The organism is Serratia sp. JSRIV006 (assembly GCF_019968685.1).
GTDB classification, from domain to species: domain Bacteria; phylum Pseudomonadota; class Gammaproteobacteria; order Enterobacterales; family Enterobacteriaceae; genus Chania; species Chania fonticola_B.
The window spans coordinates 5,226,573-5,249,638 of record NZ_CP074137.1 but is presented as its reverse complement, the minus strand read 5'-3'; the positions used below and the strand labels follow the sequence as shown (position 1 = coordinate 5,249,638).

General features: G+C 55.8%; 17 protein-coding genes. 9 read left to right on the top strand and 8 right to left on the bottom strand.

Translation table 11 applies throughout. From position 1 onward, the window contains the following. Nucleotides 1-33: 33 nt before the first annotated feature. Nucleotides 34-1,779 carry a bifunctional isocitrate dehydrogenase kinase/phosphatase gene (gene aceK, locus KGP16_RS24215; RefSeq protein ID WP_223501565.1) on the top strand — a complete coding sequence of 582 codons (1,746 nt, stop codon included), beginning with the start codon at nucleotides 34-36 and terminating at the stop codon, nucleotides 1,777-1,779. Nucleotides 1,780-1,812: 33 nt separating this feature from the next. Here the strand turns inward: aceK and edd are convergent, their stop codons facing one another. The 3 genes from edd to iclR form a co-directional block, all read right to left on the bottom strand. Then, a complete protein-coding gene (edd, locus tag KGP16_RS24210) occupies nucleotides 1,813-3,627 on the bottom strand; it encodes a phosphogluconate dehydratase (RefSeq protein ID WP_223500481.1) in 1,815 nt (604 codons plus the stop codon). 65 nt (nucleotides 3,628-3,692) lie between these two features. Continuing rightward, a complete protein-coding gene (gntK, locus tag KGP16_RS24205; RefSeq protein ID WP_059199047.1) occupies nucleotides 3,693-4,232 on the bottom strand; it encodes a gluconokinase in 540 nt (179 codons plus the stop codon). A 258-nt stretch (nucleotides 4,233-4,490) separates the two neighbouring features. Continuing rightward, nucleotides 4,491-5,321: a glyoxylate bypass operon transcriptional repressor IclR gene (iclR, locus tag KGP16_RS24200; RefSeq protein WP_024484007.1), complete on the bottom strand. Its 831-nt coding sequence runs from the start codon at nucleotides 5,319-5,321 to the stop codon at nucleotides 4,491-4,493. Between the two features lie 275 nt (nucleotides 5,322-5,596). On the opposite strand from iclR, the gene metH reads away from it, so the two are divergent. Together metH and KGP16_RS24190 are read left to right on the top strand one after the other, a co-directional pair. Continuing rightward, on the top strand, nucleotides 5,597-9,277 hold the full coding sequence (gene metH / locus KGP16_RS24195) for a methionine synthase (protein WP_223500480.1): 3,681 nt from the start codon (nucleotides 5,597-5,599) through the stop codon (nucleotides 9,275-9,277). A gap of 37 nt (nucleotides 9,278-9,314) precedes the next feature. Further along, a complete protein-coding gene (locus KGP16_RS24190; RefSeq protein WP_071681639.1) occupies nucleotides 9,315-9,881 on the top strand; it encodes a glycerol-3-phosphate responsive antiterminator in 567 nt (188 codons plus the stop codon). Nucleotides 9,882-9,915: 34 nt separating this feature from the next. Here KGP16_RS24190 and KGP16_RS24185 read toward each other — a convergent pair whose 3' ends face one another. Together KGP16_RS24185 and KGP16_RS24180 are read right to left on the bottom strand one after the other, a co-directional pair. After that, a complete protein-coding gene (locus KGP16_RS24185; RefSeq protein ID WP_021180846.1) occupies nucleotides 9,916-11,364 on the bottom strand; it encodes an FGGY-family carbohydrate kinase in 1,449 nt (482 codons plus the stop codon). A 20-nt stretch (nucleotides 11,365-11,384) separates the two neighbouring features. Then, entirely contained in the window at nucleotides 11,385-12,665 is a 1,281-nt protein-coding gene (locus KGP16_RS24180) for a nitrate/nitrite transporter (RefSeq protein ID WP_071681657.1), read from the bottom strand. 464 nt (nucleotides 12,666-13,129) lie between these two features. Here KGP16_RS24180 and KGP16_RS24175 point away from each other — a divergent pair, with 464 nt between their 5' ends. From KGP16_RS24175 to KGP16_RS24155, 5 genes are all read left to right on the top strand, one after another. Next, a complete protein-coding gene (locus tag KGP16_RS24175; protein WP_071681636.1) occupies nucleotides 13,130-13,915 on the top strand; it encodes an SDR family oxidoreductase in 786 nt (261 codons plus the stop codon). A 70-nt stretch (nucleotides 13,916-13,985) separates the two neighbouring features. Next, nucleotides 13,986-15,440 carry an FAD-binding oxidoreductase gene (locus tag KGP16_RS24170; protein ID WP_094982857.1) on the top strand — a complete coding sequence of 485 codons (1,455 nt, stop codon included), beginning with the start codon at nucleotides 13,986-13,988 and terminating at the stop codon, nucleotides 15,438-15,440. Nucleotides 15,441-15,494: 54 nt separating this feature from the next. Then, on the top strand, nucleotides 15,495-16,829 hold the full coding sequence (locus KGP16_RS24165) for an MFS transporter (RefSeq protein WP_223500478.1): 1,335 nt from the start codon (nucleotides 15,495-15,497) through the stop codon (nucleotides 16,827-16,829). Nucleotides 16,830-16,841: 12 nt separating this feature from the next. Further along, complete coding sequence (locus KGP16_RS24160) at nucleotides 16,842-17,645, top strand: hypothetical protein (protein ID WP_223500477.1); 804 nt, start codon at nucleotides 16,842-16,844, stop codon at nucleotides 17,643-17,645. Further along, a complete protein-coding gene (locus KGP16_RS24155) occupies nucleotides 17,642-18,580 on the top strand; it encodes an electron transfer flavoprotein subunit alpha/FixB family protein (protein ID WP_223500476.1) in 939 nt (312 codons plus the stop codon). Before KGP16_RS24160 ends, KGP16_RS24155 begins: the two co-directional genes overlap by 4 nt. Here KGP16_RS24155 and KGP16_RS24150 read toward each other — a convergent pair. Together KGP16_RS24150 and KGP16_RS24145 are read right to left on the bottom strand one after the other, a co-directional pair. Beyond that, nucleotides 18,577-18,849: a 4Fe-4S dicluster domain-containing protein gene (locus tag KGP16_RS24150; protein WP_059199039.1), complete on the bottom strand. Its 273-nt coding sequence runs from the start codon at nucleotides 18,847-18,849 to the stop codon at nucleotides 18,577-18,579. The two genes, KGP16_RS24155 and KGP16_RS24150, sit on opposite strands and share 4 nt — an antisense overlap. Next, nucleotides 18,846-20,099, bottom strand: a complete 1,254-nt coding sequence (locus KGP16_RS24145; RefSeq protein ID WP_223500475.1) for an FAD-dependent oxidoreductase — start codon at nucleotides 20,097-20,099, stop codon at nucleotides 18,846-18,848. Before KGP16_RS24145 ends, KGP16_RS24150 begins: the two co-directional genes overlap by 4 nt. A 320-nt stretch (nucleotides 20,100-20,419) precedes the next feature. On the opposite strand from KGP16_RS24145, the gene KGP16_RS24140 reads away from it, so the two are divergent. Beyond that, entirely contained in the window at nucleotides 20,420-22,069 is a 1,650-nt protein-coding gene (locus KGP16_RS24140; protein WP_094982851.1) for a Na/Pi cotransporter family protein, read from the top strand. A gap of 66 nt (nucleotides 22,070-22,135) precedes the next feature. On the opposite strand, the gene panS is transcribed toward KGP16_RS24140, so the two are convergent. Next, complete coding sequence (gene panS, locus KGP16_RS24135; RefSeq protein ID WP_223500472.1) at nucleotides 22,136-23,056, bottom strand: ketopantoate/pantoate/pantothenate transporter PanS; 921 nt, start codon at nucleotides 23,054-23,056, stop codon at nucleotides 22,136-22,138. Between the last annotated feature and the right edge of the window lie 10 nt (nucleotides 23,057-23,066).

Genomic DNA, 23,066 nt, shown 5'->3' with positions numbered 1-23,066 from the left:
CTCTGGTTTCATTCCTGAATGGCAGAGGCAAAGATGGCGGAAAAACTGGAGCTGTTGATTGCACAGACGATCCTGCAGGGCTTTGATGCGCAATATGGCCGCTTTCTTGAAGTCACGGCCGGAGCACAGCAGCGTTTTGAGCAGGCAGACTGGCCCGCCGTACAACAGGCGATGAAACGACGTATCCATCTTTACGATCATCACGTCGGTCTGGTGGTAGAGCAACTGAAATGCATCACCGGGCAGAAATATTACGATGCGGATTTCCCTAATAGGGTGAAGGCGGTTTATACCGAACTGTTGCCCGACTACCCGCGTTTTGAGATTGCCGAAAGCTTCTTTAATTCGGTTTACTGTCGGCTGTTCAAACATCGGGATTTAACCCCGGACAAGCTGTTCGTTTTCAGCTCGCAGCCCGAACGGCGCTTTCGTGATATTCCCAGGCCGTTGGCACGTGATTTTACTCCCAATGGTGATTTGGCTGCCATGCTGCATAGCCTGTTGATCGACTTGCCGCTGCGCCTGCCGTGGGAAGACCTGCCACGCGATATTCGCTATATCACCCAAGCCTTACTACAGACCTTCAGCTCCCAACAGCTAGCTAGAGCGACGTTCCAAATCGGCAATGAGCTGTTCTACCGTAACAAGGCGGCCTGGTTGGTCGGTAAGCTGCGCGTGGCCGACGGGGTTTACCCGTTTCTGTTGCCGATCCACCACAGCGAGTCCGGCGCGTTGTTCATTGATACCTGCCTGACCAGCAAGGCCGAAGCCAGCATCGTGTTTGGCTTCGCCCGTTCCTACTTTATGGTGTATGCCCCATTACCAGCGGCGATGGTCGAATGGTTGCGGGAGATCCTGCCGGGTAAAACCACCGCCGAACTGTATATGGCGATCGGCTGCCAGAAGCATGGTAAAACCGAATGCTACCGTGAATACCTGAATTTTATGGCGCAGTCGCAGGAGCAATTCATTATTGCGCCGGGCGTGAAAGGCATGGTGATGCTGGTGTTTACGCTGCCGTCCTTCGATCGGGTATTCAAAGTGATCAAAGACGAATTTGCGCCGCAGAAAGAGGTCACACAGGCACAGGTGATGGCCTGCTACCAACTGGTAAAAGAGCACGATCGCGTCGGGCGGATGGCCGATACCCAGGAATATGAGAATTTTGTGGTGGATAAGGCGCGTATCAGCCCGCAACTGTTGGCGGAGTTGCAGCGTGAAGTGCCGGAAAAGCTGGAAGATCTCGGCGATCGGGTGGTCATCAAGCATCTGTATATGGAGCGGCGGATGACGCCGTTAAATCTGTATCTTGAGCAGGCAGACGAACGGCAAATGCATGACGCCATTGAAGAATATGGTAATGCGATCAAACAGCTGGCTGCGGCCAATATCTTCCCAGGCGATATGCTGTTCAAAAACTTCGGCGTGACGCGCCATGGGCGCGTGGTGTTTTACGACTACGACGAGATTTGCTACATGACCGAGGTGAACTTCCGTAATATCCCGCCGCCGCGCTACCCGGAAGATGAACTGGCCAGCGAACCCTGGTACAGCATTTCACCTAACGATGTTTTCCCCGAAGAGTTCCGCCATTTCCTGTGTGGCGACCGGCGCATCCGCAAGGTCTTTGAGGAGATGCACAGCGATCTGTTTGAAGCGGACTACTGGCGAGGGTTGCAGCAGCGTATCAAGGAGGGGCACGTCGAGGATGTGTTTGCCTACCGTAAAAAGCGGCGTTTCAGCCAGAGGCTACCTTCGGGGTACGCGCAGGCTGGCTGATAGCAGGCCCAGCAGGCTGGGCCATGGTCAGGATTAAAACGTGATGCAGCAGGCGCCCTGTTCGGCCCCGGAAAGCTGGCTGCGTAACGCGCTGAACAGCTCACGGCCACAGCCGTTCCTTTCACCGCTCAGATCGGGTTGATAGGGAATGCGCTGGGCCAGCTCTGCTTCCGCAACCAGCAGTTGCAGCTCGCCGGTGTGTCCATTCACCCGGATCATATCGCCGCTTTGTACTTTGGCCAGCATACCGCCGGTGTACGCCTCCGGGGTGACATGGATCGCCGAAGGAACCTTGCCGGAAGCGCCGGACAGGCGGCCATCGGTCACCAACGCCACCTTGAAGCCGCGATCCATCAATACCCCAAGCGGTGGCATCAGCTTATGCAGTTCAGGCATGCCATTGGCCTGTGGCCCCTGGAAACGCACGACCACCACGCAGTCCCGATCCAGTTTGCCTGCTTCGAAGGCGGGGACGATATCGTGCTGGCTTTCGAATACGACCGCCGGGGCTTCGATAATCTGATTTTCGGCAGGCACCGCAGACGTCTTCATCACCGCACGGCCCAGATTACCGGCCAGCACCTTGGTGCCGCCATGGTGCTCGAACGGTTTGGCTATGCTGGCAATCACGTTAGCGTCCAGCGAACTTGCTGCCCCGTTGCGCCAGGCCAACTGGCCATTGTCCAGCCAAGGCTCCTGAGTGTAGCGCTCCAGGCCGAAACCGGCGACGGTATGCACATCCTGATGCAACAGGCCGTTGTTCAACAGCTCACGCACGACCAATTGCACACCGCCCGCCGCCTGGAACTGGTTGATATCCGCCGGGCCGTTGGGGTAGATGCGGCATAGCAGTGGCACTGCATCGGAAAGCTCAGAGAAGTCGTCCCAGTTGATGATGATGCCCGCTGCGCGAGCCATGGCTACCATATGCATCGTCAGGTTGGTGGAGCCCCCGGTGGCCAGGAGCGATACGATGCCGTTAACCACCACTTTTTCATCCACCAATTGGCCTATCGGCAGGTAATTACCGGCGGTTTCTGTCAGGCGGGTGACTTGGCGAGCGGCGGCATCATTGAGCGCATCGCGCAGTGGCGTGTCTGGATGAATGAAAGAGGCGCCGGGTAGATGCAGGCCCATCACTTCCATCACCATCTGGTTGGTGTTGGCCGTGCCGTAGAAGGTGCAGGTACCAACGCCATGATAAGAGGCGGCCTCGGCTTCCAGCAGCGCGTGGCGATCGGCTTTGCCCTCGGCATACAGCTGGCGCACACGTACTTTCTCTTTATTAGGTAGGCCGCTGCTCATCGGCCCGGCAGGCACAAATACGGCAGGCAAATGGCCGAAGGACAAGGCGGACATTACCAGCCCTGGCACAATCTTGTCACAGATACCCAGAAACAATGCGCCGTCGAACATGTTATGGGAAAGGCCGATGGCTGCGGACATGGCTATCACATCGCGGCTCATCAACGATAGCTCCATGCCGTCCTGCCCCTGCGTCACGCCGTCGCACATGGCTGGCACACCACCTGCGACCTGGCCAACGGCGCCAACGCTGTGTAACGCCTGCTTTAGCCGTTGTGGATAGTTTTCATAAGGTTGGTGGGCAGAGAGCATATCGTTGTAGGCGGTGATGATGGCGATATCGCTGCGCACCATGTTTTTCAGGGCGGCTTTATCGTCGGGCTGGCAGGCGGCAAAACCGTGGGCCAGGTTGCCACAGGCTAGCTGCGAGCGGTGTACCGTCTGCGTGCGGGCTGCGCTAATACGTGCCAGATAGGCAGCTCGGCTCTCTTTTGAACGTTCAATAATGCGTTGTGTTACACGTGCCAGGGTGCTGTTAATCATATCATCCTCACAATGCAGCCCTAATGCGCGCGGCGAGGGCCAGTTATGTCGTTCAGAACATCTCGTTATGCACAGGCTTCTTGTGGTTGGAAACTCTGGATATGCCGCACAGTGTCGGCAATCACCGCATCCAGTGACTGATCGATATCGATGGCCTGGACGTCAATTTCATCTTGGCCCGGCTGCTCCAGCGTGGCGAACTGGGTCACCAGCATTTGGGGTTTGAAGAAATGCCCCTTGCGGGCAGCCAGCCGAGCCTCGATCACCGGGAAGTCGCCGTGCAGATAGATGAATGACAGATTGTCATTACCGGCACGCAGCCGATCGCGATAATGTTTTTTCAGTGCAGAGCAGACGATGATCGAGACCGCATTGGTACGCTGCATAGCGAAAGCCGCGTCGTTCAGGGCGGCCAACCATGGTGCGCGATCGTCGTCATTGAGCGGTTCGCCTGAGGCCATTTTCTGGATATTGCAGCGCGGATGGAGAAAGTCACCGTCCAGGAAGTTGGCGGATAGCCGTTGGGCCACGGCATTGGCGACGGCAGACTTACCGCTGCCGGATACGCCCATAATGACGTAAACACGATTCTGATTATTGATCATGGTTTGGTTCCCCCACCTGCGAGTCATAGTCTGCTGCGGCTATATTATTTTACGAATGATTGTTACCGGTAACATGTTATCGGTAACATTGTCAGGGGAAGCGCCAAAGGTTGCAATCGGCTTTCGGTGGCAAGATCGCTAATTGTGATCGAATTCATACTTTTCGCGGGAGGCGAAACAAAGTCTCTACAGCGCGATACAGAAAAATAACAGCGGGAATTTGCTCAGGGCTTAGGGCGCAATGCTGCGCCCGTCTAATCACCGTACGCCGCCGTACTCCAGGCTGATTTCTTTTGCCGCATGGATCACTAGCGCACCCAGTTCGGTAACGCGATCGTCGGTAATGCGTGATACCGGGCCGGAGATGGAGATGGCGGCAAAGGCTTCGCGGTGTTCATCAAAGATGCAGGCGGCCAGACAGCGTAGGCCCAGGGCATGCTCTTCATCGTCGAACGAGAACCCCTGCTTGCGGATCACCGCCAACCCTTCTTTCAGGTTATGTGGCGTGAGCGTGTGTGGGGTATAGGTGTGCATGCCTTTTTTATGCAGCAACCGGGTTACCTCATCGTCCTGCATGCTGGCCAGAAAGGCTTTGCCAGCGCCAGAGGCGTGCATCGGCAGCTTGCCGCCAATCGGGGCTGACATGCGCATCAACGCGGTGCATTGTACCTGATCGATAATCACCGCCTGATCCTCGGCTTTGTCCATCACCGCCAGATTGACCGTTTCCCCCGACTCTTCCATCAGGCGGCGCAGCGTTGGGTGCACCATCGCCAGCAGGTTACGGCTTTGCAGGAAGCTGCTGCCCACCACAAACGCATGTGCTCCCATGGTCCACAGGCCAAGATCGCCCACCTGACGGACAAACCCCTGCTGTTGCATGGTCGTCAGCAGGCGATGGGTAGTGGAGTTGGGCAACCCGGCTTGCTGGGCCAGATCGGTTAGCGCTACGTTGCCCTGCGCTTCGGCAATATATTCCAATAGTTTCAGGCCACGGGTCAATGACTGGACCTGGCCGGTCGCCGTGCTGGTAGCGGGTGCGGCGGCGCGGGGTTTTTTACCGCGTTTGGCGGGAACGGGAGTGGCCATGATTCACCTTGTGCTTTCCGTATGATGGAATTCATTTTCGTTTTTTGAGTATGAATTGCAAGTTGCTTCTCCGCTCATCGGATCTGTTGTTCGGCGAACCTGAAAAACTCTCAATACCCGCTCGCATCTTTGCCGCCATAACCTGTGCTAGGATGTCAGACCCTCCATCTTTCAAGTTGCAGGATGCATGACGGGCGCAGCGTGCCGCGCCGCTACAACATTGGGATGTGGGGTAATAAGTCGTCGGGCGGATAATCGGGTGTGAAGGGGCTACAGTGACAAATCGAGTGGAACAACTGCGTCAGCAGCTATCGCAGCGTATTTTAGTGTTGGACGGCGGTATGGGCACCATGATCCAGAGCTATCGGCTGGAGGAGGCAGACTACCGCGGTGAGCGTTTTGCCGATTGGCAAAGCGATCTGAAAGGCAATAACGACCTACTGGTGTTAAGCAAGCCGGAGGTGATCACTGCGATCCACAACGGTTACCTGGAGGCGGGGGCCGACATCCTCGAAACCAACACCTTCAACTCGACCACTATCGCGATGGCCGACTACCATATGGAGTCGCTGTCCGCCGAAATTAACTACCAGGCCGCCTTGCTGGCGCGCGCTTGTGCTGATGAATGGACGGCACGCACCCCGGAAAAACCGCGCTACGTTGCTGGCGTACTGGGCCCAACCAACCGTACTGCCTCCATTTCCCCTGACGTTAACGATCCGGCCTTCCGTAATGTCTCTTTTGACCAATTGGTAGAGGCCTATCGCGAATCAACCCGCGCGCTGGTGGAAGGGGGCGTCGATCTGATCATGATCGAAACCATCTTCGATACCCTGAATGCCAAAGCGGCGGCCTTTGCGGTCGAAACCGAATTTGAAGCGCTGGGCGTGACCTTACCGATCATGATTTCCGGCACCATCACCGACGCCTCTGGCCGCACTCTTTCCGGCCAGACTACAGAAGCGTTTTACAACTCGCTACGTCACGTTAAGCCGCTGACCTTTGGCCTGAACTGTGCGCTCGGCCCGGATGAGTTACGCCAATACGTGGCGGAGTTGTCTCGCATCTCTGAAAGCTATGTTACTGCTCACCCAAACGCCGGTTTACCCAATGCCTTTGGTGAATACGATCTCGATGCCGAAGAGATGGCCAAACAGGTGGGCGAATGGGCGCACGCCGGTTTCCTCAATATCATCGGTGGCTGCTGTGGCACCACTCCGGCGCATATCGCCGCAATGGCTAAAGCGGTCGAGGGCGTACCGCCACGGCAGTTGCCAGAGTTACCGGTAGCTTGCCGCCTGTCCGGCCTGGAACCGCTGAATATTGATGCCAAATCGCTGTTCGTCAACGTGGGTGAGCGTACCAACGTGACCGGCTCGGCCCGATTCAAACGGTTGATTAAAGAAGAAAAGTATAACGAGGCGCTGGCCGTGGCCCGCCAACAGGTGGAGAGCGGCGCCCAGATCATCGACATCAACATGGATGAAGGGATGCTTGACGCCGAAGCGGCGATGGTGCGTTTCCTCAGCCTGATCGCCGGTGAGCCGGATATCGCCCGTGTTCCGATCATGATCGACTCCTCCAAATGGAGCGTGATCGAAAAGGGCCTGAAATGCATTCAGGGTAAAGGCATCGTCAACTCGATCTCGATGAAAGAGGGCGAAGAAGCCTTTATCCACCATGCCAAACTGGTGCGCCGCTACGGTGCCGCCGTGGTGGTGATGGCCTTCGATGAAGTTGGTCAGGCAGATACTCGCCAACGCAAATTTGAGATTTGCCGCCGTGCTTACCAGATCCTGACCGAGCGCGTGGGTTTCCCGCCGGAAGATATCATTTTTGACCCGAACATTTTTGCCGTCGCGACCGGTATCGAAGAGCATAACAACTATGCCGTCGACTTTATTGAAGCCTGTGCCGACATCAAAACCCACCTGCCGCATGCGATGATTTCCGGCGGTGTGTCCAACGTCTCCTTCTCGTTCCGTGGCAACGATCCGGTGCGTGAAGCGATCCACGCGGTGTTCCTGTATCACGCCATTCGCAACGGCATGGATATGGGGATCGTCAACGCCGGGCAGTTGGCGATCTATGACGATCTCAGCACTGAACTGCGTGAAGCAGTTGAGGATGTGGTGCTCAATCGCCGTCAGGACGGCACCGAGCGTCTGCTGGAACTGGCGGAAAAATACCGGGGCAGCAAAGACAATGAAGTGGCGGTGCAGCAGGCCGAATGGCGCGGCTGGCCGGTAGTGAAGCGCCTGGAGTATTCGCTGGTTAAAGGTATTACCGAATTTATCGAGTTAGACACCGAAGAAGCGCGCCAGCAGGCGGATCGCCCGATCGAAGTGATCGAAGGGCCGCTGATGGCTGGCATGAACGTGGTTGGTGACCTGTTTGGCGAGGGCAAAATGTTCCTGCCGCAGGTAGTGAAATCGGCCCGCGTGATGAAGCAGGCGGTGGCCTATCTCGAACCTTACATTGAGGCCAGCAAACAGAAAGGCACCACCGCCGGGAAAATTCTGCTGGCGACGGTGAAGGGCGACGTGCACGACATCGGCAAAAACATCGTCGGCGTGGTGCTGCAATGTAACAACTACGAAATTATCGATCTGGGCGTGATGGTGCCGACGGACAAGATCCTGAAAACCGCCCGCGAACAGAACGTGGATATTATCGGTCTGTCTGGCCTGATCACCCCGTCACTGGACGAAATGGTCAACGTGGCAAAAGAGATGGAACGCCAAGGCTTTACCCTACCGCTGCTGATCGGTGGGGCAACCACCTCCAAGGCTCATACCGCAGTGAAGATTGAGCAGAACTACAGCGGCCCGACTACCTACGTGCAGAACGCCTCGCGTACCGTTGGTGTGGTTGCGGCGCTGCTGTCAGACACTCAGCGGGACGAGTTTGTCGCCCGTACCCGCAAAGAGTACGAAACTGTGCGTATCCAGCACGGGCGTAAAAAACCGCGTACGCCGCCGGTCAGCCTGCAACAGGCACGGGATAACGCCTTGGTGCTGGACTGGGAAAACTACCAGCCTCCGGTGCCGAACAAACTTGGTGTGTTCCCGGTTGAGGCCAGCATTGACACGCTGCGTCACTATATCGACTGGACGCCGTTCTTTATGACCTGGTCACTGGCGGGCAAGTATCCGCGCATTCTGGAGGATGAAGTGGTAGGGGAAGAGGCCAAGCGCCTGTTCCAGGATGCCAACGAAATGCTGGATATGCTGGCCGCTAACGGTAGCCTCAACCCGCGTGGCGTCTATGGTCTGTTCCCGGCCAACCGCGTCGGGGATGATGTGGAAGTCTACCGGGATGAAAGCCGTGAAGAGGTGCTGGTGGTCAGCCGTCATCTGCGTCAGCAAACGGAAAAGACCGATTTCCCTAACTACTGTCTGGCCGACTTTGTGGCCCCGAAAAGCAGCGGCAAAGCCGACTATTTTGGCGCATTCGCAGTCACGGGCGGCTTGGAAGAGGATGCTTTGGCGGCGGCTTATGATGCCAAGCATGACGACTACAACAAGATCATGGTCAAAGCGTTATCCGATCGTCTGGCAGAGGCCTTTGCCGAATATCTCCACGAGCAGGTGCGCAAGCTGCACTGGGGCTTTGCCGCCGATGAAAACCTGAGTAACGAAGAGCTGATCCGTGAGAATTATCAAGGTATTCGCCCGGCCCCCGGCTATCCTGCTTGTCCAGAACATACCGAAAAAGCGGAGATCTGGCAGTTGCTGGACGTTAACCGCCATACCGGCATGGAACTGACCGAATCCTTCGCCATGTGGCCTGGGGCAGCGGTATCCGGCTGGTATTTCAGCCATCCGCAAAGCAAGTACTTTGCCGTGGCCCAGATCCAGCGCGATCAGGTCGAAGACTACGCGCAGCGTAAGGGGATGAAGATCGGTGACGTAGAGCGCTGGCTGGCCCCGAATCTGGGATACGATGCAGATTAATTTTCAGCCAGCAGGCTGAAAGAGACAGGGGAACAACGTGTCTATCGAAGAACTGTTAAAGCTGCACCCGGTGATCGCAGCGGTAAAAGATAATGAGAGCCTGCAGATCGCGGTCAAGTCGAACTGCCAGATCATCTCGGTGCTGTACGGCAATATCTGTAATATTGGGCGCATCGTGCAGCAGGTGAAGGAGGCTGGCAAATACGCTTTTGTGCATGTTGATTTGCTGGAAGGCAGCTCCAACAAGGAGATCGTGATTAATTTCCTGAAAATCGTCACGGCGGCGGATGGCATTATCAGCACCAAGGCCTCGATGGTGAAGGCGGCGCGTCAGCAAGGCTTCTACACCATTCACCGGCTGTTTATCATGGACTCGATTTCCTTCCACAATATCGACAAGCAGGTGGCGCAATCGACGCCGGACTGCATCGAAATCTTGCCGGGTTGCATGCCTAAGGTGCTCGGTTGGGTGGCAGAAAAGATCGACTTGCCGATTATTGCCGGTGGCTTGGTGTGTGATGAGGATGATGCGCAAACCGCGCTGAATGCCGGGGCCATCGCTGTTGCCACCACCAATCACGACGTATGGAAGTTGAAATTGTAATGATAAGGGCACCGAAGGCCGGTGCCCCTGCCAGTTAGTCGACCAACGGACTGAGTGCCTGTAGCAGCGGGTCCAGATGTTGGTTTACCCGTTGATACACCTGCTGATTCAACTGATTGTAGAACCGATGATTAGCCATATTCGGTGTAAAACTGTCCCCCATTCGTACCAGCTTCTGCGCGGCCTGTTCGTAATCGGTAAAGACGTTCACCGCCATCCCGGCGTTGATGGCACAGCCCACCGCTGCCGAACCTTTCATCACGTTACGGCTGGTGGGGATGCCAAACACGTCGGCAAAGATCTGCATAAACAGATCGCTGTTGGCCCCGCCGCCGGAAATAATCAGGTGCTTGAACGGGGTTTTCAGCTCCAGCGCCATCTTGTCCATATGGTTTTTCATGGTGAAGGCGATGCCCTCCAGCACCGAACGGTACATATGGGCACGGGTATGGCGGCCATCGAAGCCAATCATGGCCCCTTTACGGAATTCCGCTTCTGACGGTGGTGCCCAGTCGTGTACGGTGATCAGGCCTTCACAACCCGCAGGAACGCGCTCTGCTTCCTGATTCAGTAACTCCTCAATGCTGGTTCCGGCGTCATGGGCATCCGACAGTGCGGCCGCGCCAAACTGATCGCGGAACCAACTGATGGTCCACATGCCACGGCGCACGCCCATGCACTCATACAGGTAACGCCCTGGGATAGAAGCCTGGAACGGCCAGAAGTTTTGCGCGTCCTTCACGTTGGCATGGCCGTGTACCATGGCACCGATATAGGTACCGAGGGAAATCAGCGCGACGCCTTCATCCAGTGAACCGGCACCCAGTGCTTCCACCGCTTTGTCATGTGCGGTAGCCACCACCGGAATACCTGCGGGGATGCCAAGCTGCTGCGCTACCTGCTGGGTGATATGGCCGAGGATTTCACCGGGTTTCACCACGTCCAGTACCATGTCGCGCGTCAGGTTGCAGCTTTGCCAGGCGGCGGGATCGGTGCTCCAATCGAGGCTGTCGTTGTCCATCGGCCACCAACCGATGTAGTTGGCACAGGTGTCTTTGAACTCACCGGTCAGGCGATGGGTGATGTAACCCGAGGTGGTCGTCACATAACGTACGCCCTGATAGGCATCGATATATTCGTAAGGTTTGTTCAGGCGCTTATCCATCCAGTTGATTACCGGATAGGCCAGCTCACCATTGTCCTTCAGCAGCACCCGGCAACAGCGGACGATGCAAATGCCCATCGCCAGAATGTCCTGCGGCTTGCCACCACGTTCGCCAAAACGCTGCATGGCGCGGCGGAAAGCCACCTTAAGTGAATCCCATAGATCGTCGTCCGGGTGTTCTGCCAGCAGCGGGGCTGGGATATCCATCTTGCGTAACTGCTGTTTCCCTTCGCAAATGGCGTTGCCGTCCAGATCAAAAATCACCACTTTGGCGCTCTGGGTGCCCACGTCCACACCCATCAGGTACTTGCTCTTCATGTCGCAACTCCTTGAGATAATTATTCGGTGACCGGCTGTGTTGTTGTGTTTTTGGCGCCGGCGCGCTTGATGTTGTTAAACAGCAGGAAGGTGAACACCACGACCAGGCAGGTTGCCCCTAACCCCATCAGCCACATATTGTGATAAGCCTCGGCGGCGGGCAGCGTGTCCTGCCAATGGCCGATAACCGGGTAAACAAACACGTCGGGCAGGAAGCCGATCACCGAGCAGATCCCCACGGTGGTGCCCATAATGTATTTTGGCGTTCTGGCTTCGCCGATACAGGCAAAGTACAGCCCACGTGACGCGTAGCAGGTGAAGGCCAGCAACAGGATCAGGCCAATCCCCACGGCGACCGAGGTCGGGTTCTGGTTGGTGATCAGCAAGACGGCCAGGGTGGCCAGGCTGACTAACGCCAGTAACTGAATAGCTCGCGTGGGTGATTTCAGCCGGGTGTAAGTGGTGATGATCCCACCGAGTGGCCCGCACATGGCCCGGAAGATTTTGTTGATCACAATCCCCATATAGCTGGCGGCGACCAGGGTCATACCGTACATTTCGGTCAGGTAGTTGGTGGAGTAGCTGAGGATGGCGTAGATGGTATAGACGCCAAAGATAATCATGCTGCAATACCAGGTGGTGCTGATTTTGAGCACCGAGAGAATATCCCCCAGGCTGAATTTATGCGGTTTTTCGCTCTCGTCACTGGTGACAAAGCCGTCTGTAACAAAGAACCAGCAGAGAATGCCCAACAGGATATATACGCCGCTGTAGATCAGGATCACCGCCTTCAGGCTGTTGGGGTTTTCCGGCGCGAACAGCGAGAAGATCCACATGGTGAATACGGCCAGGGCCATCACACCCACGCCGCGTAGCCCCTCCATCCAACCCATGATTTTGCCCTGCTCTTCATGGTTGCCGAGCAGCGAGGCCGCCTTGATCGAAACCGACCACAACAGCAGGATAGTGGTGATCGCGAAGGCGACCTGGATCAGGATCATCACCCAGAACGGTGGATAGACTGCCATCAGCAACCCCAGCAGGCCAGTGGCGATCATCGCGAAAGTCATCATCTTTCTATGAGAGAACTTATCGGCAACGATCCCGCTAGGGGCATACAGAATAATCGCGGTGATGCCGAAAGTACTCATAATCAAGCCGATCTCGGTATTGGAGAACCCCATAAACTTGGCCATCGGGATTTGGTAAATATAACGCAGATAGGCGAGATCGAAACTTACTCCGCCGCTGATACTTATTATTGCCAGCGTTAACCAACGGTGGGAATTGTTTTTTTCCATGGTGAAGTTCCGCATAAATACACCCATTAATGGTTAATGTTTGGAGTGACTCCCTTCTTTTAACCGTTATTGGGTACATCGCGTTAAACAAAAAAAGAGAAAAGCAAGCTTCCCGCAGTGCAGGAAGTTACTTTTCTCTTCGTCTCTTTCAGTAACTGCGGTAATAAATAGCACGGCAACCTATAATTCATCTGTGAGAGTTATCACAAAACCGAAGTAGGGAACATTAGACGGGATCTGATTGCATAGTAATTCACCGAGTTAGTGCGAAATAAATAAGTTTTAATATCAATCCGACCTGGCAAGAAATGAAACTGTGATAGGCATCACGGAATAGCCTTGACCCTATGTGTTACTTTTTTTGCCAGTTACTAGAGATGAAGAGAAAAGTAACTTCTCTGCCAAGCGCAGGGAGGTTGCTTTTCTCTTTTTTTTGCGTTTTTTCCAGACCAAGGGGCAAAATCATGTCAATAAACGCGTTAAATGAGTTCTCGTTAGATTTCTTCTCGCTAAAAGGCAAAACCGCCATCGTCACCGGTGGCAACAGCGGTCTGGGGCAGGCATTTGCCATGGCGTTGGCCAAAGCCGGTGCCAACCTGTTCATCCCAAGCTTTATCATGGATAAGGGCGAAACCCGCGAAATGATTGAGCGGCAAGGGGTGAAGGTTGAGTTTATGCAGGTGGACATTACTGAGAAAGGCGCGCCTGCCAGAGTGATTGCCCAGTGTCTGGAGACCTTCGGTTCGGTGGATATCTTGGTGAACAACGCCGGTATCTGTAAGCTGAATAAGGTACTGGATTTCGGCCGCGAAGACTGGGATCCGATGATCGATATTAACCTGACCGCAGCCTTTGAATTGAGCTATGAAGCAGCAAAAATCATGATCCCGAAAAAACAGGGGAAAATCATTAATATCTGTTCCCTGTTCTCTTATTTGGGCGGCCAATGGTCACCGGCGTACTCGGCCACTAAACATGCGTTGGCCGGTTTTACCAAGGCCTATTGCGATGAATTAGGGCAATACAATATTCAGGTTAATGGTATTGCGCCAGGCTATTATGCGACAGATATTACGATCGAAACGCGTAAAAACCCAGAAACCAATAAGCGCGTTCTTGACCATATTCCGGCTAATCGTTGGGGTGAAACGCAGGATCTGATGGGCGCGATGGTATTTTTAGCCAGTCGAGCCTCTGATTATGTTAATGGTCATTTGTTGGTTGTCGATGGCGGTTATTTGGTTCGCTAAATTAATGGGTGGTTCCTTTTAATTTTACTTAAGCCGATTTTATCTATTCTTAATTTAGGAAGGGTTATTTATGTCTCTGTCCCGTGAAGAAATTGTCGTCCAGTTAAAAGAACTTGTTGGCCCAGAGCGGGTGATTACCGACGAAAAAGTGCTGCAGAAAAACAGCGTAGACCGTTTCCGCAAATATGCCGATATTCATGGCGTGTTTACCCAGCCGCTGCCTGCCGCCGTGGTGAAATTGGCCGACACCCAGCAGGTGTCCGATGTGCTGGCGTTCATGAATAAGCACGGCATTACTGGCGTACCGCGCACCGGGGCTTCGGCCACCGAGGGCGGGTTGGAAACGGTAGTGAAGAATTCCGTGGTGCTGGATGGCTCGGGAATGAATAAGGTCATCAACATTGATATCCGTAATATGCAGGCCACGGCGCAGTGCGGCGTACCGCTGGAAGTGCTGGAAAATCAATTGCGTGCCCAGGGTTATACGACCGGCCACTCTCCGCAATCCAAGCCGTTGGCCCAGATGGGAGGCCTGGTGGCAACACGTAGTATCGGTCAGTTCTCTACGCTGTACGGCGCGATTGAAGACATGGTGGTTGGGCTGGAAGCGGTGTTCCCGAACGGCAACATCACCCGCATTAAAAACGTACCGCGCCGTGCCGCTGGCCCGGATATCCGCCACGTGATTATCGGTAACGAAGGGGCGCTGTGTTTTATCACCGAAGTGACGGTGAAAATCTTCAAATACATGCCGGAAAACAACCTGTTCTACGGTTACATCCTCGATAACATGGCAACCGGTTTCGACATCCTGCGGGAAGTGATGGTCGAAGGCTATCGCCCTTCCATTGCCCGCTTGTATGACGCGGAAGACGGGACCCAGCATTTTACCCACTTTGCCGAAGGCAAATGCGTGCTGATCTTTATGGCCGAAGGAGCCAAAGGGATCGCGCAGGCGACCGGCGCGGGGATTGATGAGATCGTTAAACGCTATCCGGAATGTAAAAAGGTCGACAGCAAGCTGATTGAAACCTGGTTCAACAATCTGAACTGGGGCCCGGAAAAAGTGGCGGCAGAACGTGTACAGATCATGAAGACCAACAATATGGGCTTCACCACCGAGGTTTCCGGCGACTGGGGCTGCATCAATGCGATTTACGAGAATGTGATCCGCCGCATCCGCGATGAGTTCCCACATGCCGGTGATATCACTATGCTGGGCGGCCACTCGTCACACAGCTATATCAACGGCACCAATATGTACTTTGTGTACGACTACAACGTGGTGGACTGCAAGCCGGAAGAAGAGATCGACAAGTATCACAATCCACTGAATAAAATCATCGTGGAGGAGACCATCAAGCAGGGTGGTTCGATGGTGCATCACCATGGTATAGGTAAGCACCGTGTGCACTGGACCAAGGATGAACACGGCAGTGCCTACTATATCCTCAAGGCGCTGAAAGAGGTGTACGACCCGAATGGCATCATGAATACCGGCACCATTTATCCGATTGAAAAATAATGTTCCTGTCTGGCCCGGCTTGCCGGGCCTTTTGCGCTGGAATAGGGGGTAACGATGACAACACGGCTGCCTCGGCAAGTGCGCATGGATGATATTCCGCTCAACGCTTTTCACTACAAAATGGCGGGGCTGACCTTTGGCGCTCACCTCACCGATGGCTATGTACTGGGCGTGATAGGCTTTGCGCTGGCCCAGCTCAAGCCGCAGATGGGGTTGACGCCGTTTTGGGAAGGAATGATTGGCAGCTCGGCGCTGATTGGCCTGTTCCTGGGCAGCCTGGTATTGGGTTGGGTTTCCGACCATATTGGCCGTCAGAAAATTTTCAGCTTCAGTTTTGTCATCATTACGTTGGCTTCCGTGATGCAATTTTTCGCCACTACGCCGGAACAGCTGTTCTGGCTACGGGTATTGGTCGGGATCGGGCTAGGGGGCGATTACGCCGTAGGCCATACCATGCTGGCCGAGTTTGCTCCGCGTAAACATCGCGGCATCCTGCTGGGATCCTTTAGCGTGATCTGGACGTTAGGCTACGTCGCCGCTGGCTTTGCTGGCCATTTCCTTGCCGATCTGGGGCCGGAGTCCTGGCGCTGGCTGTTGGCTTCCAGCGCCGTGCCTGCGTTGATGATTATGCTTTTACGCATCGGTACGCCAGAGTCGCCACGCTGGCTGATGCGCAAAGGGAGGATCGCCGAGGCTCATCTGGTAGTGCTGCGCTGTTTTGGCCCGCAGGTGATCCTCAATGACGAAATCCCGGTAGAAACCGCACGCCATATGCACACCTTATTTTCACCGCGTTACTGGCGGCGTACCGCGTTCAACAGCCTGTTCTTTGTCTGCCTGGTGATCCCTTATTTCGCCATTTATACCTTCCTCCCCTCGATCCTGACCACCCTGGGGCAGAACCAAAGCTTTGCGACCGATTTGCTGCTTAATGGCTTGCTGATGGTGGGGGCGGTGATGGGAATTGCCCTTACCCAATGGTTGCCGCGCCGTCGCTTCCTGATCGGCGCGTTCTGGATCCTGGCTGTCAGCCTGGGGGCATTGGCCTTTGTGCCTCCGGGTCAGGGAGCCATGTTAATGCTGTTTGCTCTGTTTACGCTGACGATTTCGGCGGTCAGTAACCTGGTCGGGGTATTCCCGGCGGAAAGCTTCCCGACCGATATTCGTTCACTGGGGGTCGGTTTTGCCACCTCGATGAGCCGGCTTGGCTCGGCCATCGGCACCGCTTTGCTACCGGTGTCGATGCTTTCACTGGGTCTGCAAGGCACCATGCTGATCCTGACTGGCGTATTGGTGCTGGGGGCGGTGGTCTCGATCATGTGGGCGCCGGAAACCAAGGATATGACGCTGGTGGGCGCCTCCTCGGTAAAGCCGTTAATCGCCCACTGACAGGAGAAACGGATGAATCTGCTGTTGGCGATTAAGGTCGCACCGGATCTGGGCATGTTGGCAAAAAGCGATTGGCAACCCGATGGGCGGTTGCAGATTGATACCCGCTTTGCCCGACGTCTGTTAAGCGGCTATGACGAAAGCGCGGCGGAAATGGTGCTGATGCTGCGTGATGCGAGGGAACTTAACCTGAGCGTCGTGACGGTGGCCGATGCTATGGCCGAACCGGCGCTGAAGCAACTGATGGCGCTGGAATATCAGCAGGCGGTACGCATTGAACCTCCTGCGGAGTGGGATCTGCGTTTTAACCCTGCAACGGTTGCCGCCCTGATCGCGGCCTATCAGCAGCATATGGGATCCCAACAGGTGATCGTCATGGGCGCGCAAAGCCTGGAAGGGCAAAATAGCCAAACGCCTTTGCTGTTGGCAGAGCGCCTTGGCTGGCCTTGTATCACCGGCGTTTGCCAATTAGCTGCGGCAGAAGAAGTGGGGGCCTTAAGGGTTACCCGGCAAACCGCTTACGGGCAGGAGGTGATGACGGTGATGCCTCCTTTGGTGCTGGTGGTGGGGAACTCGCAACAGGCGAGTGCATTACGTGTTCCTACGTTGCAGCAGAAGCTGGCGGCGGGTAAACGGCAGATCCAACGTCTGTCACCTGCCGAGCTGGCGATGACCGAACAGCTTGCCGGTGATGTGCGGCTGTGTGGTTTAAGCTATCTGGAGCATCGTCGCGCCGGGATAGTGATTGAGGGGGACAGCGTGGAGCAGAAAGTGCAGCGGTTGTGCCGGGATTATCTCGGTGAAAGGTGGCCATGATGAATATTGCACTGATATTGGATGCAGATGCCCCTAACTTTGCTACGCAGGCCAGTCAGATTAATCAGTTCTTGCGGCTGAGCGAGCTTACTGCAGAGAGCCTGGAGCTGTGGTTATTCAGCAACGGGGTACCGCAGAGTCTGCCACGCCTGGACGGTGAGGTAGTAGAAATACGTTGGGTTAGCGCTCCCCGGCTGGCAGAGACGCGATTAGCGGTATTGGAGCAGATGCGGCAAGCTTTCACACCCCGATTACTGCTGTTTGCTGGAGATGAAGGCGGCGAGTTGGCCACGCGACTGGCCTGCCGGAGTGGTGGTTCTGCCTGCTGTGCGGTAGAACGGGCGCACATTAACGGCAGCGAATGCCGGGTAACCAAAGCTATCTATGGCAATCATCTCACCGCCAAGCTGGTGATGATGCGGGAGCCTTGGTGCCTGAGCGTGGCCCGCAGCGGTGCGGTAAGCATGGAAATAGTGCCAGGCCCGGTGATAGCCAAACGCTTTGAGCCAACCAATATTCCTGATGCCGAGTGGATACTGGCCTCGGCGTGTTCACCACAACCCGCAGCGTCACCGCTGAGCCAGGCGCGCTACGTGCTGGCCATCGGGGAAGGGGTTGGCAGTGCCGGGCAGGTTGCCCATATGCAGCAGTTAGCTATCCGCATAGGTGCGGAGCTGGCAGCCAGCAGACCAGTAGTAATGAACGCCTGGTGCGAGATGGATCGCTTACTGGGCATGTCCGGTGCCATCATTGCCCCTGAGGTGTGTATTGCTGCCGGGATTTCCGGTGCTCCGGCGTTCGCCATCGGTATTCGCCATAGCAAGCTGATTGTGGCGATCAACCAGGATCCACAGGCGGCTATTTTTGCCCAGGCAGACGTAGGGATTGTGGGGGACATGCACGAGGTGCTAGAGGCTCTGGCCCACGCCCTTTAACCGAAGCGGAACTCAATCCCGTTGCCTGCCTGCGGATAGCGCCAACGGGTAATGGTTTCTTCCCCACACAGCAGGCGGCAGGTGCCGCATTCCAGGCAACCCTGAACGTCGAAACGCAGGCTGCCGTCCGGCTGGAACTGGTACAGCCCGGCGGGGCAGGCGATCACCAAACGCATCAGCATCGTCCGATCCTGTGCATCGGCCAGGATGATGTGTGGATTGGCGTGATCCCCCTGATAATGGTTGTGGCTGAGATCGGGCTGGTTCATAGGCTGCGCATTCCATTGACGGTATCTTTCAGTAATTGCTTCAGACCGATGCGGCGCGCGTGGCGCCATAGTAGCTTGCGCAACGGCGTAGGGGCATTTCCATTGACCTCAAACATCTCTTGCAGCACGTCGGCAGCCAACTGCGGGTAACGGCTAAACCAATGGGGCGACTGCAACATCATCTCCGGCAGACGCCGATACTGCTGGATCAGCGCCCAGAGCGAACTTTGCTGTAACCGCAGGGGGTAATGCTGCAACTCTTGCCCGGCAATCAAGGTTTCCGCTGCCGCCTGTGCCGATAGCATCGCCAGATCCATACCCCGCACGGTATGCCCGGTATTAATACATAACCTCGCGGCATCGCCGACCAGCAGATAGCCAGGACCAAACAGCGGTGGCATGCTTTCCACCCCGCCTTCGGGGATCAGATGGGCGCTGTATTCCCTTAACTCGGTATTTTTCAGCAATGGCCGCACGGCAGGGTGTTGTTTGAACTGTTGCAACATCTGCGGCAGGGCGATTTTACTCTCAGTGAGGCTGGAAAGATTACATACTACGCCGAGCGACAGGCTATCGCGGTTGGTGTACAGGAAACCACCGCCGACTTTCCCCTGCGTGGGCTGGCCAGCGAACAGCCAGGCGCAACCTTGGTTATCCTCCAGTGCGAAACGATCTTCCAACCGCTCGCGCGGCAGTGCCAACACCTCTTTCACGCCGATCGCCATCGTTGCTGCTGGTGGCTTTGGCTGCAATCCGGCATGCTCACCAAGCAGCGTATTGGCCCCTTCTGCCAGGATCACCGTATTGGCGTATAACGCTTCACCCGCCGCCATAACGCCGACCACCCGGCCTTGCTGCACGATCAGCTCATCGACCAAGGCACCGGTCAGGCATTGTGCCCCGGCGGCTTCCGCCTGTGCCATCAGCCAGGGATCGAAACGGGCGCGCAGTAGGCTGTAGGAACAGGGCAAGGCATGGCGATAATCTAGCGTCACCGCGCTATTGCCGCTCACCATTGAGAGCCTTTCCTGGGTGATATGGCGTTCCAGAGGGGCGGTAGCGGCAAAATTTGGCAGCAGATTGGCCAAAACATGGGTGTATAACCTGCCACCGCTAACGTTTTTACTGCCCGCCTGAGTACCCCGTTCCAGTAACAAAGTATTGATGCCCGCGCGTGCCAACAACAGCGCCGCGGTGCAGCCCGCAACGCCGCCGCCAACGATAATGGCTGCAAAACCAGGATGTTCCATCAGCTCTGTTTACCAAGGGGTGAAGTGTGACGATTAGAATAACACTCGTGTGCCAGAGTTCATTGATATTGCACAGTTTTTGCGCGCTCGTGGCCGATTTTCGCCCGAGAGCAGCCAAATTAGGCTACAATTGGAAACTGTTATATTCCGGGTAGTTGCATGATTTCACTGTCGCATTGATTGATAATGCATGGTGCGCTCTCCCTCTAGAGTATTCCTTCTTGATAGCAATAAGCGATTTGCCGCTGTCCTGCTTAACTGGCGTCTGGCAGGCGGGATAGCCTGTGGTGCCTGCCGGGCGTCAATGGAGCGAGCCTTCCGTGTTGACCCTTCTTAATCTGCTTTCCGCCATTGCCATGCTGGTGTGGGGAACCCATATCGTCCGGACCGGCATCATGCGGGTCTATGGCGCCAATTTGCGCCAGGTTCTGAGCAGCAGCATAGAGAAAAAGCCGCTGGCCTTTGTGGCAGGTATCGGTGTAACCGCGTTGGTGCAAAGCAGCAATGCGACGGCGTTGCTGGTTTCTTCTTTTGTGGCGCAAGGGCTGGTGGGGCTTGGGCCTGCGCTGGTGATTATGCTGGGGGCCGATGTTGGCACGGCGATCATGGCGCGGGTGCTGACGTTCAATCTCTCCTGGCTTTCGCCGCTGCTGATTTTTGTCGGCGTGATTTTATTCCTCAGCCGTAAGCAAACCCGCGTAGGCCAGATGGGGCGCGTCGCCATTGGTCTTGGCCTGATTGTATTGGCGCTGGAACTGATTGTGGCCGCCGCTACGCCGATCACTCAGGGCTATGGCGTCAAAGTGATCTTCTCGTCGCTGACCGGCGATGTGATGCTCGATGCGCTGATCGGTGCCCTGTTTGCCATTATCAGCTATTCCAGCCTGGCTGCCGTGTTGTTGACCGCGACGTTGACCGCCTCGGGAGTGATTTCTCTACAGGTGGCGCTGTGCCTGGTGATTGGTGCCAACCTGGGCAGCGGCCTGTTGGTGATGTTAAACACCAGCGGCCAGAATGCCGCAGGCCGTCGCGTGGCGTTGGGGAGCCTGTTGTTCAAACTGTTGGGCAGTGCGCTGGTGCTGCCGTTTGTTTCCCTGATTGCGCACGGTATTGAGCGGTTGCCTGGTAATACAGAAGAGTTGGTGATCTATTTCCACATGTTCTACAACCTGGTGCGTTGTCTGCTACAGGTGCCGTTGTCAGGGCCGATGGCGCGCCTGTGCGAAACGTGGATTGTCGATGCTCCGACAGAGGATCCCCGTTTGCGGCCACGCCACCTCGACGTCAGCGCGCTGGATACGCCAAGTTTGGCACTGGCCAATGCGGCGCGGGAAACCCTGCGGATGGGGGATGTGATAGAGCATATGATGATCCTGCACCATGAGGTATTGCATGGTAAGCGCATCCAGGCCAAAGAAGTTCGTCGTCTGGACGATGACGTTCACGTGCTATACACCGCGATCAAACTTTACCTGGCGCAGATCCAGAAGGAAGACCTGGGAGAGGCGGATTCGCGCCGCTGGGCGGAGATCATCGAAATGGCCCTCAACCTGGAGCAGGCTGGCGACATCATCGAACGTATGGCTAGTGATGTGGCGGATCAATCGCATGGCGCGCGCAGTTCGTTCTCCGCCGAAGGTCTGGCTGAACTGGACCAATTGCATGAAAAGTTGACTGACAATCTGCGCCTTAGCCTATCGGTATTCCTCTCTGGGGATATCACCAGCGCCAAGCGGTTACGCCGTTCCAAACACCGTTTCCGTATTCTGGATCGTCGCTATGCCCATGCGCACGTCGATCGCCTGCATCAGCAAAACGTGCAAAGTATTGAAACCAGTTCGCTGCACCTGGCCCTGTTGGGGGATATGAAGCGGCTTAACTCGCTGTTCTGCGCGGTTGCTTATAACGCGCTGGATCAAGATGAGAAAGATGACGACCGTGATTGGGAGGAAAGCCCTAGAACGCCGTAATGAATGAAGAACAATACCTGCGTAGGGGCGCTGCACATGCCGCGCCCCTTATGAACCTATTTGCTGTTAATCCACTTTCTTGATCGGGCGGCCAGACCAATAGCCTGCCAGCAGTGAACCGGACAGATTGTGCCAAACCGAGAACAGCGCACCCGGCAGTGCGGCCAGCGGTGAGAAGTAAATCTTGCCCAGCGTTGCCGCCAGACCGGAGTTTTGCATACCGACTTCAATAGCCAGCGTACGGCAGGTAGATTCGTCGAAGCCGAGCATTTTTCCTCCCCAGTAGCCCCCGAGCAGCCCGATCCCGTTGTGCAGGATCACCGCAATAATCACCACAAACCCGACCGAAGCAATATGGCTCTGGCTACCCGCGACCACCGCACTGATGATAGCCACAATACACACCATCGACAGGGCTGGCAGATAGGGCTCAATCCGCTTGACGGTTTTGGTAAAGCTGTGGTGGACGATCAGGCCCAGCCCAATAGGGATCACCACGATCTGCAGAATGCTGAATAACATCCCCATGATATCCACGCTGATCTCGGCATCGACATACAGGCGTGTCAGCAACGGGGTGGCAAAGACACCAACCAGAGTCGAAACGGCGGAAATAGTCACCGACAGGGCAACATCGCCTTTAGCCAGATAGATCATCACGTTGGAGGCAGTGCCGCTGGCTACGCTGCCAACGAGTACCATACCGGCGGAGAGATCCGGCGGCATACGGAACAGCATCGCCAGCAGCCAGGCGGCCAGCGGCATAATCAGGTAATGCAGGAAGATCCCCGCCGCTACCGGGCCGGGGCGCGACAGCACGCGCTTGAAGTCATCCAGGCGCAGGGTGACGCCCATGGCAAACATGATCAGCATCAGCAGCGTACTGACGTAAGGGCTGATACCGGTAAAGGTCGACGGGGTGTAATAGGCCGCAATAGACAGCAGCACGGCCCATAATGGGAATAAGCGTGTGATTTTTGCCAGCATGAGAGAGGTT

Coding starts and splice junctions, on each gene's coding strand:
- aceK (WP_223501565.1), top strand. CDS start 34: ATGGCGGAAAAACTGGAGCTGTTGATTGCACAGACGATCCTGCAGGGC.
- edd (WP_223500481.1), bottom strand. CDS start 3,627: ATGATTAACAGCACCCTGGCACGTGTAACACAACGCATTATTGAACGT.
- gntK (WP_059199047.1), bottom strand. CDS start 4,232: ATGATCAATAATCAGAATCGTGTTTACGTCATTATGGGCGTATCCGGC.
- iclR (WP_024484007.1), bottom strand. CDS start 5,321: ATGGCCACTCCCGTTCCCGCCAAACGCGGTAAAAAACCCCGCGCCGCC.
- KGP16_RS24185 (WP_021180846.1), bottom strand. CDS start 11,364: ATGAAGAGCAAGTACCTGATGGGTGTGGACGTGGGCACCCAGAGCGCC.
- KGP16_RS24180 (WP_071681657.1), bottom strand. CDS start 12,665: ATGGAAAAAAACAATTCCCACCGTTGGTTAACGCTGGCAATAATAAGT.
- KGP16_RS24175 (WP_071681636.1), top strand. CDS start 13,130: ATGTCAATAAACGCGTTAAATGAGTTCTCGTTAGATTTCTTCTCGCTA.
- KGP16_RS24170 (WP_094982857.1), top strand. CDS start 13,986: ATGTCTCTGTCCCGTGAAGAAATTGTCGTCCAGTTAAAAGAACTTGTT.
- KGP16_RS24165 (WP_223500478.1), top strand. CDS start 15,495: ATGACAACACGGCTGCCTCGGCAAGTGCGCATGGATGATATTCCGCTC.
- KGP16_RS24160 (WP_223500477.1), top strand. CDS start 16,842: ATGAATCTGCTGTTGGCGATTAAGGTCGCACCGGATCTGGGCATGTTG.
- KGP16_RS24155 (WP_223500476.1), top strand. CDS start 17,642: ATGATGAATATTGCACTGATATTGGATGCAGATGCCCCTAACTTTGCT.
- KGP16_RS24150 (WP_059199039.1), bottom strand. CDS start 18,849: ATGAACCAGCCCGATCTCAGCCACAACCATTATCAGGGGGATCACGCC.
- KGP16_RS24145 (WP_223500475.1), bottom strand. CDS start 20,099: ATGGAACATCCTGGTTTTGCAGCCATTATCGTTGGCGGCGGCGTTGCG.
- panS (WP_223500472.1), bottom strand. CDS start 23,056: ATGCTGGCAAAAATCACACGCTTATTCCCATTATGGGCCGTGCTGCTG.